Origin of the sequence: Kitasatospora sp. NPDC059646 (assembly GCF_042734615.1) — a bacterium.
Classification (GTDB): Bacteria; Actinomycetota; Actinomycetes; order Streptomycetales; family Streptomycetaceae; genus Kitasatospora.
In genome coordinates, this window is the sequence record NZ_JBHWDS010000058.1 from 1 (window position 1) to 14325 (window position 14325).

Annotated in this window: 14 protein-coding genes and 1 pseudogene; 9 read left to right on the top strand and 6 right to left on the bottom strand. The window is 75.7% G+C overall.

Features of this window, described 5'->3' with window-relative positions; genetic code table 11:
* A pseudogene (locus ACFV1L_RS30470) lies at nucleotides 1–846 on the top strand (hypothetical protein); the annotation flags it as partial.
* Nucleotides 847–933: 87 nt separating this feature from the next.
* Here ACFV1L_RS30470 and ACFV1L_RS30475 read toward each other — a convergent pair.
* Nucleotides 934–1368 (bottom strand): SsgA family sporulation/cell division regulator, encoded by a 435-nt coding sequence (locus ACFV1L_RS30475; protein ID WP_380371928.1) that lies wholly within the window; start codon nucleotides 1366–1368, stop codon nucleotides 934–936.
* Between the two features lie 312 nt (nucleotides 1369–1680).
* Here ACFV1L_RS30475 and ACFV1L_RS30480 point away from each other — a divergent pair, with 312 nt between their 5' ends.
* Nucleotides 1681–2901, top strand: a complete 1221-nt coding sequence (locus ACFV1L_RS30480; RefSeq protein ID WP_380371930.1) for a PucR family transcriptional regulator — start codon at nucleotides 1681–1683, stop codon at nucleotides 2899–2901.
* A gap of 151 nt (nucleotides 2902–3052) precedes the next feature.
* Here the strand turns inward: ACFV1L_RS30480 and ACFV1L_RS30485 are convergent, their stop codons facing one another.
* Nucleotides 3053–3589: a hypothetical protein gene (locus ACFV1L_RS30485; RefSeq protein ID WP_380371933.1), complete on the bottom strand. Its 537-nt coding sequence runs from the start codon at nucleotides 3587–3589 to the stop codon at nucleotides 3053–3055.
* Nucleotides 3590–3865: 276 nt separating this feature from the next.
* On the opposite strand from ACFV1L_RS30485, the gene ACFV1L_RS30490 reads away from it, so the two are divergent.
* Together ACFV1L_RS30490 and ACFV1L_RS30495 are read left to right on the top strand one after the other, a co-directional pair.
* Complete coding sequence (locus tag ACFV1L_RS30490) at nucleotides 3866–4651, top strand: helical backbone metal receptor (RefSeq protein ID WP_380371936.1); 786 nt, start codon at nucleotides 3866–3868, stop codon at nucleotides 4649–4651.
* A gap of 105 nt (nucleotides 4652–4756) precedes the next feature.
* Nucleotides 4757–5860, top strand: a complete 1104-nt coding sequence (locus tag ACFV1L_RS30495; RefSeq protein WP_380371939.1) for a serine hydrolase domain-containing protein — start codon at nucleotides 4757–4759, stop codon at nucleotides 5858–5860.
* A gap of 30 nt (nucleotides 5861–5890) precedes the next feature.
* Here the strand turns inward: ACFV1L_RS30495 and ACFV1L_RS30500 are convergent, their stop codons facing one another.
* The gene (locus ACFV1L_RS30500) at nucleotides 5891–6583 is read right to left on the bottom strand and encodes a (2Fe-2S)-binding protein (RefSeq protein WP_380371942.1); all 693 of its coding nucleotides are present in this window, start codon (nucleotides 6581–6583) and stop codon (nucleotides 5891–5893) included.
* A gap of 157 nt (nucleotides 6584–6740) precedes the next feature.
* On the opposite strand from ACFV1L_RS30500, the gene ACFV1L_RS30505 reads away from it, so the two are divergent.
* Both ACFV1L_RS30505 and ACFV1L_RS30510 read left to right on the top strand, forming a co-directional pair.
* On the top strand, nucleotides 6741–7712 hold the full coding sequence (locus ACFV1L_RS30505) for an aldo/keto reductase (protein WP_380371944.1): 972 nt from the start codon (nucleotides 6741–6743) through the stop codon (nucleotides 7710–7712).
* Nucleotides 7713–7773: 61 nt separating this feature from the next.
* Nucleotides 7774–8517, top strand: a complete 744-nt coding sequence (locus ACFV1L_RS30510; RefSeq protein ID WP_380371947.1) for an SOS response-associated peptidase — start codon at nucleotides 7774–7776, stop codon at nucleotides 8515–8517.
* A gap of 7 nt (nucleotides 8518–8524) precedes the next feature.
* Here the strand turns inward: ACFV1L_RS30510 and ACFV1L_RS30515 are convergent, their stop codons facing one another.
* Nucleotides 8525–8734 carry a hypothetical protein gene (locus ACFV1L_RS30515; RefSeq protein WP_380371949.1) on the bottom strand — a complete coding sequence of 70 codons (210 nt, stop codon included), beginning with the start codon at nucleotides 8732–8734 and terminating at the stop codon, nucleotides 8525–8527.
* A 290-nt stretch (nucleotides 8735–9024) separates the two neighbouring features.
* Between ACFV1L_RS30515 and ACFV1L_RS30520 the strand changes: the two genes are divergently transcribed.
* The 3 genes from ACFV1L_RS30520 (at nucleotide 9025) to ACFV1L_RS30530 (ending at nucleotide 11791) form a co-directional block, all read left to right on the top strand.
* Nucleotides 9025–10293: an ADP-ribosylglycohydrolase family protein gene (locus ACFV1L_RS30520; protein WP_380371952.1), complete on the top strand. Its 1269-nt coding sequence runs from the start codon at nucleotides 9025–9027 to the stop codon at nucleotides 10291–10293.
* Nucleotides 10294–10340: 47 nt separating this feature from the next.
* Nucleotides 10341–11033 carry an HAD family hydrolase gene (locus ACFV1L_RS30525; RefSeq protein ID WP_380371955.1) on the top strand — a complete coding sequence of 231 codons (693 nt, stop codon included), beginning with the start codon at nucleotides 10341–10343 and terminating at the stop codon, nucleotides 11031–11033.
* 98 nt (nucleotides 11034–11131) lie between these two features.
* Nucleotides 11132–11791 carry an endonuclease gene (locus tag ACFV1L_RS30530; RefSeq protein WP_380371957.1) on the top strand — a complete coding sequence of 220 codons (660 nt, stop codon included), beginning with the start codon at nucleotides 11132–11134 and terminating at the stop codon, nucleotides 11789–11791.
* Nucleotides 11792–11851: 60 nt separating this feature from the next.
* Here the strand turns inward: ACFV1L_RS30530 and ACFV1L_RS30535 are convergent, their stop codons facing one another.
* The gene (locus tag ACFV1L_RS30535; protein WP_380371960.1) at nucleotides 11852–12022 is read right to left on the bottom strand and encodes a hypothetical protein; all 171 of its coding nucleotides are present in this window, start codon (nucleotides 12020–12022) and stop codon (nucleotides 11852–11854) included.
* A gap of 30 nt (nucleotides 12023–12052) precedes the next feature.
* Entirely contained in the window at nucleotides 12053–14218 is a 2166-nt protein-coding gene (locus tag ACFV1L_RS30540) for an MMPL family transporter (RefSeq protein ID WP_380371963.1), read from the bottom strand.
* Nucleotides 14219–14325 lie beyond the last annotated feature (107 nt).

Below are 14325 nucleotides of genomic sequence, written 5' to 3' on the forward strand. Positions count from 1 at the left end.
GCTCCGCCCCCTCCACCGTCCGTCCACAACCCGGGGATCCACGTGCGCCCGCTCCGCCTCGCCGCCGCGGCGGCCTGCCTGTCCGCCGTCGCCGTCCTGACCGCCTGCGACCCCGACGGGGCGGACGGCGGCTCCGGCGCGAAGACCTCCGCCGCCGCACCGCCCGCCGCCTCCGGCACGCCGTCGTCCGGCGGCGCGGCGTCCGGGCCGGCGCCCGCACCGACCGCGACCGGCGGCGGGACGGCCGGCGGGAAGGGCTCGGCGGTGCCGCCGGCGGCCTGGATCGCGCCCCAGCAGGTGCCGCTGAACGCGGCGCTGCACTGGACGGCGCCCGCGCCGTCGGCGAAGAGCCTGGGCGCGAAGGGCCAGTTCCTGATCGAGCAGCTCTGCCACGGCAAGCGCTCCGCCGACTGGACGGACACCGTCCCCGGCCTGGACACCGCCTCGCTGGGCGGCGCGGACGGCGACTGGAAGGCCGACCAGAGCATCGTCAGCTTCGGCGACGCCGCCAAGAGCAGCGCGGCCGCGCAGTCCGCGTTCGGCCTGCTCGGCGCGGTCAAGGACGAGGTGCGGAACTGCGCCGCCACCGCGCCGGGGGCGAAGGCCGAGATCACCGGCGACGACAGCGAGTACCTGGTGGCGACCGTGACGGTCCCGCAGCCCGACGGCGGCGCCGTGCAGGTCCACGAGTACCTGACCACCTCCGGCGGCGCGCTGGTCGAACTCACCCTGCACACCCGGGTCGCCAAGGGCGGCCACCCGAGGACCGCCTGGTCCGCGCCCGCCGACAGCGCCGTCCTGAGCGCACTCGCCAAGCCCGTCTGCACGGCCTACCAGGACTGCTGACCGACGACGGAACCCGCACCCGGGCTGCGGCCGGCCGGTGCGCCGACGGGCAGTCAGGAACCCCGGCGGGCGGGCGGGTCGGCGGCGTCAGGCGTCCGGTGCGGCGTTGGCGGCGAACAGGGCGTCGAGCGCCCGGTCCACCCGGGCCCGCTCGGCCGCGCCGCCCGGCGGGACCAGGCGCAGCGTGTGCCGGGCCCAGGCGGCCAGCGGGGCCGCCGGGGCCTGCAGGAAGGCGTCCCCGTCGGGGGAGCAGAGCATCAGGGTGACGCTGCGGCGGCCGTCCGCGGCGGTCGGCCAGATCCGGACGTCGCCCAGGCCGGTGGGCCGCAGCAGGCCCTGCACCAGCAGGTCCCGGGCGAAGTACCAGCCGATCGGCCGCGCCGCGTCGACGTGGAACGCGATGTGCACCGCGTAGGGGTCGTCGACGGAGTACCGCAGCCGCGCCGGGACCGGGAAGGCCTCCTCCGGCGACAGCAGCAGATCCATCACCAGATCGAGGCGCAGCTCGGTGGGGCTCTCCATCGCGCGTGCCTTTCCACTCGGACCGCGCCGGCGGCTCCGGGCGGGACTGCACCGAGCGTAGGGCCGCCCGGCGCGGCCGACGCGCCCCGGAACACCAACGCTGTCGCGGCCGACAGCCCCGGCCCGCTCCGCCTGTGGGCCGCAACAAAACGTTGAGCCGACCGCCTGACGCACGGTCAATCCGGGGCGCGGCGCTCACCCGTGGAACGTCCGTGCGGCGGTCGCCCGTCGTGGCACTTGAGGGCGTGCCCGCCTCCTCCCGCGCCCCCGCGCCGAGCGAACGCGCCGCTGTGCGCCGCCTAGGCTCACCGCATGGGCACCCGACTCACCGACGCGCCGGTGGATTCCGCCGCGCGACTGGCCGGCCACCTGCTGGAACGACTCCCGTGGCTGACCGAGGAAACGGTCCGGCGGATCCGCGACAACATGAGCGTCTACCGCTCCGCCGGGCCGCTGCCCGCCGGCGACCTCAGCGAATCCGTCCGCAGCAACATCGAGTTCACCCTGCGCCGGCTGGCCCACGAGGAGGGGCTCAGTCTGGAGGCCCCCCGGCGCACCGGACGGCTGCGCGCCGAGCAGGGCATGCCGCTGGCCGCCGTGCAGTCCGCGTTCCGGATCGGCTTCGCCCACCTGTGGGAGACCATGGCCGCCGAGTCGCTCCGGCACGGCCTCGCCACCAGCGAGGAACTGGTGCAGATGGCCACCGACGTCTGGCGGTTCAACGAGGAGTCCACCACCGCCATGATGAACGCCTTCAACCGGGCCACCGCCCTGCTGATGGTCCGTCGGGACCAGGAGCGCTCGGCCCTGGTGGACGTGGTGCTGCGCGGCGGCATGGGCAACCCCGGCTCCGTGCTGGAGGCCGCCGACATGCTCACCCTCCCGTACGACGGCACCTTCGCCGTGGTCGTCGCGCACGCCCCCGGACTCGCCCGGCAGGCGCTGCCCGACATCGAACCGACGCTGCGCGAACACGACATGGGCTCCGCCTGGCGGCTCACCCCCGACGCGCACATCGGCATCGTCTCGATGCGGGCCGCCGCCGCGATCGACCAACTCGTCGACACGCTCCGGCAGCAGACCGTCCGCCGGGCCGGCGTCAGCCCCTGCTACACCCGCCTCGACCAGACCCCGCAGGCCCTGCACCTCGCCCAGGTCGCGCTGGCCAGCTCCGCCCGCCCGGACGAGACGGTCACCCTGTTCGACGCCAACCCGCTGCCGATGCTGGTCGCCTCCGCGCCGTCCACCGCGTCCCGGATCGGCAACCAGGTGCTCGGCCCCGTCATCGAACTCCCCGAGAGCCAGCGGGAGCAACTGCTCACCACCATGTCCACCTGGTTCGCCGTGGACGGCTCCGCGGACAAGGCCGCCAAGCTGCTGTACTGCCACCCCAACACCGTCCGCTACCGACTGCGCCGGATCGAGCAGCTCTCCGGGCGGTCGTTCGAACGGCGGCTGGACTCCGCCGAGTTGTACATCGCGCTGCAGGCGGTGCTGCACCTGCCCGAGGTGGTGCGCGACCCGCTGGAGTGAGGCCGCCCCGGTAGGGCCGGGCCCGGGCGGGGAACATGCGGCCGGGCCGCCGGCGCCGCCCCGGAGGGGGCAGCACCGACGGCCCGGACGCACCGCTCGCGTCAACGGGCGCCACGGGCGGCGCAGTCGACGTCGAGCGGGCCGTCGGCGGCTACGACAGGTCGTAGGCGCCGCCGGCGACCGCCACGCCGACCGGGCAGGTCAGGCGCACGCGGAACAGGCCGGAGAACTCGACGGTCGACACGTACCGGTTGCCGTCGGAACAGTCCACGAACGGCTGCCAGAGCGAGCCGTTGCAGGTCTCGGTGAAGCTGGCCCCGCTGAACGAGAAGTTCCCGCAGGTGAGGTCCAGCGGCTTGATGCTCGTGACCGACCCGTCGGAGTGCACGGTCGGCAGGTTGGACGGCCTGGCCATGGTGACCGAGGCCTCGACCACGGTCTCGCCGGTCGCGGACGCGTTGTTCGCCACCACGGGCACGACCGCGGCCCCGCCCATCGCGGGCGCCTCGGCCATCGCCGGCACGTGGTCCGTCGCGACGGGCTTGATCGCGGTGCCGACGGGCTTGATCGCGGTGTCGGCGGGCGTGGCCGTGGTGTTGGCGTACGCGACGGAGCCGACCGTGCCGACGGCGGTGAAGGCCAGCGCCGTGGCGGTGCCGACGGCGGCGAGCATCTTTCCGAATGCCATGTCATTCCACTTTCGCTGAAGCAGGACTACTGCTCGGGGAGGGAGTTCGACAGGGGGCCCACCTGCGGATTCGCCCCGGAACGCCGGGGCCGAGAGTCACGTTAGGTCAGCCGTCGGGGGTCGGCATCACCAGGACGCCGGTTTTGCTCCGTATACGCTCCAGTGGCTCTGCGGCCGGTTTGAAACGGGCCCGCAGCCCGTCCGGCCCCGGCCGGGCCGGCCGGGGCGGGGTCGGTGCGCGCCGGGGCCCGCCGGCCCGGGCGGTAGCGTGGAGTCATGGGCGCGGAACGCGAGTTGACGGACGACGAAGGACACCCGGTACGGCTCGGCGAGGTCCGCCGGATCGTCTCGCTGGTCCCCTCGCTCACCGAGGCCGTCGCCGTCACCGCCCCCGGGCTGCTGGTCGGCGCCACCGACTGGTGCACCCACCCCGCCGGCCTCGACGTCCCCCGGATCGGCGGCACCAAGAACCCCGACGTGCCGCGGATCCTCGCGCTCCGCCCCGACCTGGTGATCGCCAACGAGGAGGAGAACCGGGCCCCCGACCTCGCCGCGCTGCGGGCCGGCGGCGCGGCCGTGTGGACGACCCGGGTCCGAGACCTCGACCAGGCCCTCCGCTCGCTGCACCGGCTGCTGGCCCACGCCTGCCGACTGCCGGAGCCGGACTGGCTGGCGGCCGCTCGGGCGGCCTGGGACGCCGTGCCGGCGCCGACGGCCCCGGCGGGCGCGGTGGCGCCGATCTGGCGGCGGCCGTGGATGGTCCTCGGTCCGGACACCTTCGCCGCCGACCTGCTCCGCCGCCTGGGCGTCACCGTCCTGACGGCCGGACACGCCGGCCGGTACCCGCGCGTGCCACTGCCCGAACTCCGCGCCGCCGGAGCCGAGTTCCTCGCCCTCCCCGACGAGCCCTACCGCTTCACCGCCACCGACGGCCCCGACGCCTTCCCGGACCTCCCGTACGCCCTGCTGAGCGGCCGCCACCTCACCTGGTACGGCCCCTCGCTCGCCGAGGCGCCCGCCGTCCTCACCGCCCAGCTCGCCGCCCGGCACGGCCGGGGCTGAGAAATTCCGCCGCGGCGGATGTCGAGAACCGTGCCCCGGCTCCGACCGTCGGACGAGCGGCGCCCACCGGGGGCGCCGCCGAGCAGCGGGAAGGGCGCGACAGCCGTGCAGCAGCAGGTTCAGCAGGTCATCGACGAACTGGTGGAGTCCGGGGAGGAGCTGGGCATCCAGGTGGCGGTCCACCGGCACGGCGAACTGGTGGTGGACGCGGTCGCGGGCCTCGCCGACCCGGGCACCGGCCGGCCGGTCACCTCGGACACCCCGTTCTTCAGCGCCTCCACCGGCAAGGGCGTGACGGCGACCGTCGTGCACGTCCTGGTGGAGCGCGGCGTCCTCGCCTACGACGAGCCGATCGTCGACCTGTGGCCGGAGTTCGGCGCCCACGGCAAGGGCGGCGCGACCCTCCGGCACGCGCTGACGCACTCGATCGGCGTCCCCGCCGTGCCCGCCGACCTGACGGTGCCGGACCTGGCCGACTGGGACGGGATGTGCGCGCTGATCGCCGACTCCGTCCCCTGGTGGGAGCCCGGCACCGCGTCCGGCTACCACGCGGTGACCTGGGGCTACGTGCTCGGCGAGATCGTCCGCCGGGCCACCGGGCGGCCGATCTCCCAGGTGCTGCGCGAGGAGGTGGCCACGCCGCTCGGCGTCGCCGACGAACTGTACTTCGGCGTACCGGAGTCCGAGCTCGGACGGCTCGCCAGGCTGGAGGACGCGCCCGGCACCGCCGAGATGCTGGCCGCGATGCCCGCCGACCTGCCGCTGTTCAAGGCCGCCCCGCCCGCCGTGACCCCGTCCGCCGCCTACGGCAACGACCCCGCGGTGCTCACCGCCGACATCCCGTCCGGCGGCACGATGACCGCCCGCGCGGTGGCCCGGATGTACGCGGCGCTGCTCGGCGAGGTGGACGGCGTCCGGCTGCTCCCGGCCGAACGGCTGCGGGAGGCCACCGCCCTGGCCACCGCCGACATCGACCGGATGGTGGGGTTCCCGGCCCCCCGCGCCCTCGGCTACAACCTCGGCCGCCCCGGCGCGGACCCGCTGCAGACCCTGACCGTCTTCGGCATGCCCGGCATGGGCGGCAGCGCGGCCTGGGCCGACACCGCGACGGGCACCGCCTTCGCCCTGACCAGGAACCGCTTCTTCCCGGGCCCGGCAGCGGCGGTCGACCGGATCAGCGCCCTGGTGGCGAAGGCCGTCGCCGCCTGAGCCCGGACCCCGCCGCGCCGGCCGGCGGCGTCAACCGCCCGCTCGGCGGCCGGACTTCGGGGCGCGGGTGAAGACGCAGTCGCCGCAGAGGCCGCCGGCGGGGGTGCGGTAGTAGAGGCAGCAGGAGGCGCGCCGGAAGGCCAGCGGCCGGGGCGGCGGGGTGGCCTCGCCGGCGGGGGAGAGGTCGGGGAAGGCGAGGAGGGCGCGGGCCAGGGCGGCTGCGGGGGCGCGCAGCGCCGGGACGGTGCCGAGCCGGCGGGCGGCGCCGACCAGCGCGGACGCGGCGTTGCCGGCCAGCAGGCCGGCCGAGAGCGGGGTGCGGGCGCGGACGGCGTCGGCGAGCGGGTGCAGGTGACGGTCCATCACCAGCGCGTGCAGGGCGGCGGCCGACGCCTCCGGGCCGGGCCGGTCGGGCAGCCACAGGTCGAACGGCCCCTGCGGCGGCAGGGTGAACCGGGCGCCGTCCAGGTCGGGCAGCCGCCCGGTGGTGACGGCCGTGCCGAGGGCGACCGACCAGAGGCGGGCCGCCAGTCCCAGGTGCGCGGTGGACGCGGCGACCCGCGCCTCGTCCGTCCGCAGCACGCGGGCGACCTCGTCGATCCGCCCCGCCAACGGGCCGTCCGGGGCGGACAGTTCGTGCAGCGGCCGGAACCCGGCGGGCGGGGCGCCGGTGCGGGTGGCGAAGTAGGGGCCCAGCGCGGCCGTCGGCGGTCGGTCGGTCATGGCGCGGAGTGTAGCCCCGCCCAGGTCGGGCGGGGTGGTCCGGGTGCGGGGCAGCTGTCCGCCACCGGACCCGGGAGGCTCTGGCGCCCGGGCGGCCGGGCCGCCTATCGTCGCGGGCGGAGGACACACCAGCCACGGACACCGGGAGGAACGGCCCATGCAGTACCGGACGTTGGGGCGCAGCGGGATCGAGGTCTCCGAGGTCGGCTTCGGTGCCTGGGGGATCGGCGCCTCGGGATGGATCGGGGCGCGCGAGGACGAGTCGCTGGCGGCGCTGCACCGGGCCATCGACCTGGGGGTGAACTTCGTGGACACCGCGCGCGGCTACGGGGAGAGCGAGCGGCTGGTCGGGCAGGTGGTGCGGGAGCGGGCCGCGGCCGGGCAGCAGGTGCGGGTGGCGACCAAGGTGCCGCCGTTGAACCGGCAGTGGCCGGCCCGGGCCGGGGTGGATCCAGCGGAGGCGTTCCCGGGCGCGCACATCCGGGAGAGCGTGCAGACCTCGCTGCGGGTCAGCGGTCTGGAGCGGTTCGACCTGGTGCAGTTCCACGTCTGGCACGACGAGTGGATGGGCCGCGGCGACTGGCTGGAGACCGTCGCCCAGCTGAAGCAGGAGGGACTGATCGGCCTGTTCGGCGTGTCGATCAACGACCACGAGCCGCACACCGCCGTCGAGTTGGTGCGCAGCGGCGCGGTCGACGCGGTGCAGGTGATCTTCAACGTGTTCGACCAGTCGCCGCTGGAGGAGCTGTTCCCGGCCTGCGAGCAGCACGGCGTCGGGGTGATCGTCCGGGTGGCCCTCGACGAGGGCGGCCTGACCGGGCGGCTCACCGCCGACACGGTGTTCCCGGACGGCGACTTCCGGCAGCGCTACTTCCGCGGCGACCGGCTGGCCGAGGTGGAGCGGCGGGCCGCCGCGATCGCCGCGGACCTGGGCATCGGCGCCGACGGGCTGGCCGAGGCGGCGCTGCGGTTCGTGCTCAGCACCCCGGCGGTGTCCACCGTGATCCCGGGGATGCGCACGGTGCGCAACGTCGAGCGCAACGCCGCCGTCGGGGACGGAGTGCCGCTGTCCGAGGGCGAGTTGAAGATCCTGGCCGGGCACCGCTGGGACCGGAACTTCTACTCCTGAACCACCGGGGCGCCGCGTGGGGTGCGTGCGGTTGTCGGGGTTCGGTGGCAGGGTGGGGCGCATGTGCGGTCGTTTCGTCTCCACCACCGAACCCGGTGACCTGGTCGCCCTGCTCGACGTCGCGCGCTGGGACCCCACCGAGGCGCTCGCGCCGAGCTGGAACGTCGCGCCGACCGACCCGGTCCCGGCGGTGCTGGAGCGGGTCGACCACGACACCGGCGAGGTGGTGCGCCAACTGCGGCCGCTGCGCTGGGGCCTGGTGCCGTCCTGGGCGAAGGACCGGTCCGGCGCGGCGCGGCTGATCAACGCCCGCTCGGAGACCGTCGACCAGAAGCCGGCCTTCCGCAAGGCGTTCGCCGCGCGGCGCTGCGTCGTCCCCGCCGACGGCTACTACGAGTGGCGGCCCGTCCCGGCGGGGGACGGGCGCAAGGCGTACAAGCAGCCGTACTACCTGAGCACCGGCGAGCTGATGCTGATGGCCGGGCTGTACGAGTTCTGGCGGGACGCGAGCCTGCCGGAGGACGACCCGGCGGCCTGGCTGGCGACCGCGACCATCCTGACCACCGACGCCGCCGACCGGGCGGGGCGGGTGCACGACCGGATGCCGCTCACCATCGCCCGCGAGGACCTGGACGGCTGGCTCGACCCGGCGCACACCGACCGGGCCGAGCTGCACCACCTGCTGCACCGCCCCGCCGACGGCAACATCCGGGTCCGGGCGGTGCCCACCGCCGTCAACCGGGTCGCCGAGAACGGTCCTCAGCTGCTCGCCGAGGCCCCCGACCCGCTGGGACTGGCCGACTGACGCACCGTCAGCCGGCGTCGCCGGAACCGGAGTCGAGGAGCCGGCGACGGTCCTCGATCCGGCGGCGGCGGGCGTCCCGCCGGACCAGCTCGCCCGCGACGAGCGTCACCCGGGCCACCGCCCGGACCCAGCCGGGCCCGCCGCGCTCGGCCCACACCACACAGCCGCAGCCGCCCACCACGAGCAGCAGCACCACCACCAGAACCGCGCCGATCATCGGAGCCCCTTTCCTGAACGCTGCGTCCGATCATCGCAGGCCGCTGCCCCGGGACGGCGCGGCGCGGCGGCAGTTCAGCGAGTTCAGCGGCCGGGCGGAGTTCAGTGGGTGGCCCCGGCCGGGACGGTGAGCCGAGCCGGACGGTGCGCCCCGTCGGGCGGTCCCGGCCCGCCGCCCGCGGAGCCGCCGCGCGGTGTGATCGCGCCCGGCGCGCCGCGCCGGCAGGGGAAGTGTCCTCCGGCGAATACGACTTGACGCGGCAGCACCCCGCGCGCTTCGGTAGTGGCCGTATGAACGTTCCCGTTTCGCACGCCGGGCCCGCGCTCGACTCGCTCCAGGGCCTCTCCGTCGGCGACGCCCTCGGCGCCCAGTTCTTCGTCCCCGAGACCGCCCGCGCCCACTTCTCCGCGCGCACCGAACCGCCCGGCCCGTGGCCGTGGACCGACGACACCGAGATGGCCTGCTCGGTGTACGCCGCCCAGGTCGAACGCGGCGCCGTCGACAGCTACGACCTCACCCACGCGTTCGCCGTCCGCCACGACTTCGACCGCGGCTACGGGCCCGCCGCGAACCGCCTGCTGCGGCTGATCCGGGAGGGCGGCGACGCCCGCCGGCTGGCCGCCGAACTCTTCGACGGGCAGGGCTCGTTCGGCAACGGCGCGGCCATGCGGGTGGCGCCGCTCGGCGCCGCCCACGCCGACGACCCGGCGGCCGCGGTCGGCCCCGCCGCCGCCACCGCCGTGATCACCCACACCCACCCGGACGCCGTGGACGGCGCGATCGCGGTGGCCGTCGCCGCCGCCCACGCGGTGCGCTGCCGCACCGAACCGCTCGGCGCCGAACGCTGGTTGAGCGCCGTCGCCCGGTTCACCCCGTACGGCGCCGTCCGCGACGGCCTGCACCGGGCCCGGTCCCTGCTCGACCGCTCCGACGCCCGCGAGGTCGCGGCCGTGCTCGGCAACGGCAGCCGCACCAGCGCCGTCGACACCGTGCCGTTCGCGCTGTGGTGCGCGGCCCGCTGGCTCGACGACTACCCGACCGCGGTCCGCTCCGCGATCAGTGCCGGCGGCGACATGGACACCGTCGCCGCGATCACCGGCGGCGTGGTCGCCGCCCGCACCGGCACCGGCGGCATCCCCGCCGCCTGGCTGGCCGCCCGCGAACCGCTGCCCGACTGGGCGTTCCCCGACCCCGGCAGCATCCCGCCCGCGCTGCCGCACCTCACCCCGATGCGGCTGCCCCGGCCCCAGCCCGTCCCGGACGGGCTGCACTTCACCGAGGAGCAGTGGAACCGCTACCGGGCCGGTTACCGCGCGGCCCGCTGGGCGGCCCGCGCCGAGGAGGGCGTGCTGCGCCTGCACTTCGCCGTCTCCGGGCACCAGGCGTTCGCCGTCCGGGTGCGCCCGAGCGGCAGCGGGCAACGGCCCGTCGCCGTCGAGGTCGAGGCCCACCCCGCGTTCCACAACGGCGCCCGCCGGCCGGGGGCGCTGCTGGCGGCCGTGCTGGAACTGGAGGGCGTCCTCCAGACCAGGGGCAGCGAACCCGCCGGCCCCTGGTGACGCGGGTAGGCTGAGCGTTCCGAACGGGACGGCCGAGGAGCGGCGGGATGCGGATCGAGGTGGTGCTGTTCGACCTCGACGGCACGCTGCTGGACCATGACGGCGCCGCCGAGGCGGCCGTGCTCGCCGGAGCGGCCGCCGAACTCGCCGGGCGGCCGCTGGACCGGGACGGGGTGCTGCGCTTCTGGCGCGAGCTGGAGGAGCGCGAGTACGACCGGTACCTGAGCGGCGAACTGACGGTGCAGCAGATGCGCCGGGTCCGGGCGGCCGCCCTGGCCCGCCACCTCGGCCTGGGGGAGTGGCCCGACGAGCGGGCCGACGCCTGGTTCGCCGGCTACCTGCGCCGCTACCGCCGGTCCTGGCGCGCCTACCCCGAAGTGCCGCGCGCCGTACGGGAACTGGGCGCCGACCGGCGGCTCGGAGTGATCACCAACGGCGAGGGCGACCTGCAGCGGCAGAAGCTGCACGCCGTCGGCCTCGGCGCGCTGGCCGCGCACACCACCGCCTCCGCCGAGGCCGGCTGCGCCAAGCCGGACCCGCAGATCTTCCACCTGGCCTGCCGCGCCCTCGGCGTCGCCCCCGGGCGCGCCGCCTACGTCGGCGACCGGCTGGACGTGGACGCACAGGCCGCCGCCGAGGCTGGCCTGCTCGGCATCTGGCTGGAGCGCGAGCCCACCGGGGCGGGCGCCGCCGTGCCCCGGGTCCGGTCGCTGAGCGAGGTCGCCGCGCTGCTGGCCTGAACCCCGTGCGGCGTGGTGCGGGCGGCCCGGGCCCCGCTCCGCGTACCGTCGGCCCGGAGGCTGACGGTTCGTCAGCGAAGCGACTGAGGGAGGCCGGTATGGACGCACGACGGCGGGTGGCAGTGCTGGTGGCGGAGGCGGGAACGACGCTGGCCGAACAGGCGGGCATCGACATCGCCGACCGGCCCGCCGAACTCTGGCAGCTGCTGATGCTCAGCAACCTGGTCTCGGCCCGCATCCAGGCCGACATCGCCGTCACCGGCACCGCCTCGCTGGTCGCGGCCGGCGCCGGCACCCCCGCCGGCACGCTGGAACTCGACTGGCAGCAGCGCAAGGACGCGCTGATCGCCGGCCGCTACCAGCACTTCGCCGACGGCACCGCCACCCGGCTCGGCGAGTGCGCCCGGCTCACCCAGGACGAGTACGGGGGCGACCTGCGAAAACTCGCCGCCGCCGCACAGGGGCGCCCCGAACGGACCCGGGCCCTGCTGCAGCGCTTCCCCGGCATCGGCCCGGCCGGCGCCGCCGCGTTCTGCCGCGAGGCCCAGGCCGTCTGGCCGCACCTGCGGCCCGCCCTCGACGCCCGCGCCCTCACCGGCGCCGAGCGGCTCGGGCTGCCCGCCGACCCGGCCGAACTGGCCGCCCTGGTCGACCCCGCCGACCTGCACCGCCTGGCCGACGCCCTGGTCCGGGCCGCCCTCGACCCGGCCATGGTCGAGCGGGTCCTCGCCGACAGCACGGAGGCCGCGCCGGTCTGACCCCGCACGCGCGGGCGCCCCCGCCCTGACGGTGGGCGGGGGCGCTCGGTGCGAGGGGTGTCAGCCTCGGCCGAACAGGCGGTTCAGCCAGGAGCCGGACGCGGCCTTGTCGGCCGCCGTGCAGGAGCAGCGCTGGGACTTCGGGATGCCCGCCAGGACCTGCTCGACGTGCATGCCGCAGCCGGCGTACGAGGGCTTGTTGCAGGTCTTGCAGGTGATGCGACGACACATGGTGGTGGATCCTTCCGGGGTGGGGGTGGGTCAGGAGTGCGAGAACGGAATCCTGGGCAGGACGCGGTCCAGCCAGCGGGGGGTGTGCCAGGCGGCGCGGCCGGTCAGGCGGAGCAGCACGGGGAGCAGGACCAGGCGGACCAGGGCGGCGTCCAGCAGGACGGCGACGCCGAGGACGATGCCCATCTCCTTCGGGGGCAGCGGACCGGAGATGGCGAAGGTGAAGAACACCGCGACCATCACGCCGGCCGCCGCGAAGATCACCCGGCCGGAGTGGGCCAGCGCGCCCACCATCGCCTCCTTCGGGTCGCCGCTGCGCTCGAAGTGCTCCTTGGCGGAGGCCAGCAGGAAGACGGTGTAGTCCATCGCGATCGCGAAGATCATCGCGAAGAAGAACACCGGCGCCCAGCCGTCCAGGAAGCCCTGCGGCTCGAAGCCGAGCAGTCCGGCGCCGTGGCCGTCCTGGAAGACCAGCCGGGCGACGCCGAACGCCGCGCCGGTGGACAGCAGGCTGGCGACCGTGCCGAGCGCCGCGATCAGCGGGGCGCGCAGCGCGAACAGCAGCAGGACGAAGCCCAGTGCCATCACGACGCCGATCACCAGCGGGGTCTTCTCGGTCAGCAGGTGCTGCAGGTCGAGGTTCTCCACCGCCGCGCCGCCGACCAGGGTGTGGTCGGGCAGCTCCGCGCGCAGCGCGTCCACGGTGCGGCCCAGCTGCGGGTCGGACGGGTCGACGGACGGGACGGCCTGGATCATCGACCAGTTCGCGCCGTCGGCGGCCGGCATCGCGGGCATCACACCGGCGATCCCGGGGGTGCCGGCGACGGCCTGCGCGGTGGCCGCGGCCTGGTCGGTGGGGGTGAGGATCTGCAGGGTGCCGGGGGCGCCGTCGCCGAACGCCCGCTGGACGGCGGTGTAGCCGGTCCGGGCGCTGGCGTCGTCGGGCAGCACGTTGATCGACGGCATCGCGGTGCGCAGTCCGATCACCGGTGCGGCCAGCGCCGCCAGCACGACCAGGGCGAGCGCGCCCCAGCGCAGCGGGTGCTTCCACAGCCGCTCGCCCCAGGCGGCGAACTTCGGGGAGCGGTGCTCGCCGCTCTTGACCCAGGGCAGCGCCAGCGCGTCGATGCGGTGGCCGAGCTTGCCGAGGACGGCGGGCAGCAGGGTCAGGGTCGCGCCGAGCACGAACAGCACCGCGAGCATGATGCCGCCGGCCATCGAGCGGAACGCGGGGGACGGGACCAGCATCACCGCGGACAGGCTGACCAGGACGGTCGCGCCGGACAGCAGGACGGCCTTGCCGGCGGTGTCCATGGTTTCGGCGACCGCTCCGGCGCTGCCGAGCGAGCGGCCCATGCGTGCGCTGCGGAAGCGGACCACCAGGAACAGCGCGTAGTCGATGCCCAGCGCGAGGGCGAACATCATGGCGAAGTTCATCGCCCAGATGGAGACCGGGAACAGGTGGCTGATCAGCACCAGCGAGCCCGCCGAGGCGGCCAGGCCGGCCATGGTCAGCAGCAGCGGGAGTCCGGCGGCGACCAGCGAGCCGAACGCCAGCACCAGGATGGCCAGCGTCACCGGCCAGGACATGATCTCGGACTTCATCATCGCGTCGTGGTTGGCGGTGTTGAAGTCGCTCCACAGCACGGACGCGCCGGTCGCGGTGACGTCCACGCCGCCGCCGGACAGGGCGTGCAGCGGTTCCTTCAGGTCGTCGGCGGCGCGCACCATGTCGTCCGGCGAGGCGGCCGCGCCGGCCAGCAGCACGGCGGTGCGGCCGTCCTGGCTGATCGTCGCGCCGGGCTGCGGCGGGATCACGGTGGAGATCCGGGAGTCGGCGGCGGCCAGCGCGGTGGCCCGGTCGACGACCTGCTGCACGGCGGGGTCGGTGACGGGGCGGTCGGCGGCGACCACGATCTGGATCGCGGACGAGGCGTTGCCCGCGAAGTGCTCCTCGGCGAGGGTGCGGACCTTCACCGAGTCGGAGCCGTTGGCCTGCCAGCCCGCGCCGGACAGCGCGGAGGTGACCTGCGGGGCGAAGGCGCCGAGGCCGATCACCACGATCAGCCAGCCGGCCAGCACGGTCTTGAAGTGGTGGACGGACCAGACGCCGAGGCGGCCGAGCAACCCGGGCCGGGGCGGAGCTGCGGCGGCCGGGCCGATGGCGGCGGCCGGCGCGGGGGCGGAGCGGTTCACGGGGTTTCTCTCCAAGCGGGCGGGAGGTCCGCCGATCCAAGGGTAATACCTAGGGGGGTATATGCGGACGCAGGCGGGGGTCGGGGAGCGTGGCGAACGGGGGCGTC

Bases quoted from the DNA above. Each gene is read 5' to 3' on its own strand.
- ACFV1L_RS30475 (WP_380371928.1), bottom strand. From the start codon at position 1,368: ATGGAGAGCCCCACCGAGCTGCGCCTCGATCTGGTGATGGATCTGCTG.
- ACFV1L_RS30480 (WP_380371930.1), top strand. From the start codon at position 1,681: ATGGGCACCCGACTCACCGACGCGCCGGTGGATTCCGCCGCGCGACTG.
- ACFV1L_RS30485 (WP_380371933.1), bottom strand. From the start codon at position 3,589: ATGGCATTCGGAAAGATGCTCGCCGCCGTCGGCACCGCCACGGCGCTG.
- ACFV1L_RS30490 (WP_380371936.1), top strand. From the start codon at position 3,866: ATGGGCGCGGAACGCGAGTTGACGGACGACGAAGGACACCCGGTACGG.
- ACFV1L_RS30500 (WP_380371942.1), bottom strand. From the start codon at position 6,583: ATGACCGACCGACCGCCGACGGCCGCGCTGGGCCCCTACTTCGCCACC.
- ACFV1L_RS30505 (WP_380371944.1), top strand. From the start codon at position 6,741: ATGCAGTACCGGACGTTGGGGCGCAGCGGGATCGAGGTCTCCGAGGTC.
- ACFV1L_RS30510 (WP_380371947.1), top strand. From the start codon at position 7,774: ATGTGCGGTCGTTTCGTCTCCACCACCGAACCCGGTGACCTGGTCGCC.
- ACFV1L_RS30515 (WP_380371949.1), bottom strand. From the start codon at position 8,734: ATGATCGGCGCGGTTCTGGTGGTGGTGCTGCTGCTCGTGGTGGGCGGC.
- ACFV1L_RS30520 (WP_380371952.1), top strand. From the start codon at position 9,025: ATGAACGTTCCCGTTTCGCACGCCGGGCCCGCGCTCGACTCGCTCCAG.
- ACFV1L_RS30525 (WP_380371955.1), top strand. From the start codon at position 10,341: ATGCGGATCGAGGTGGTGCTGTTCGACCTCGACGGCACGCTGCTGGAC.
- ACFV1L_RS30530 (WP_380371957.1), top strand. From the start codon at position 11,132: ATGGACGCACGACGGCGGGTGGCAGTGCTGGTGGCGGAGGCGGGAACG.
- ACFV1L_RS30535 (WP_380371960.1), bottom strand. From the start codon at position 12,022: ATGTGTCGTCGCATCACCTGCAAGACCTGCAACAAGCCCTCGTACGCC.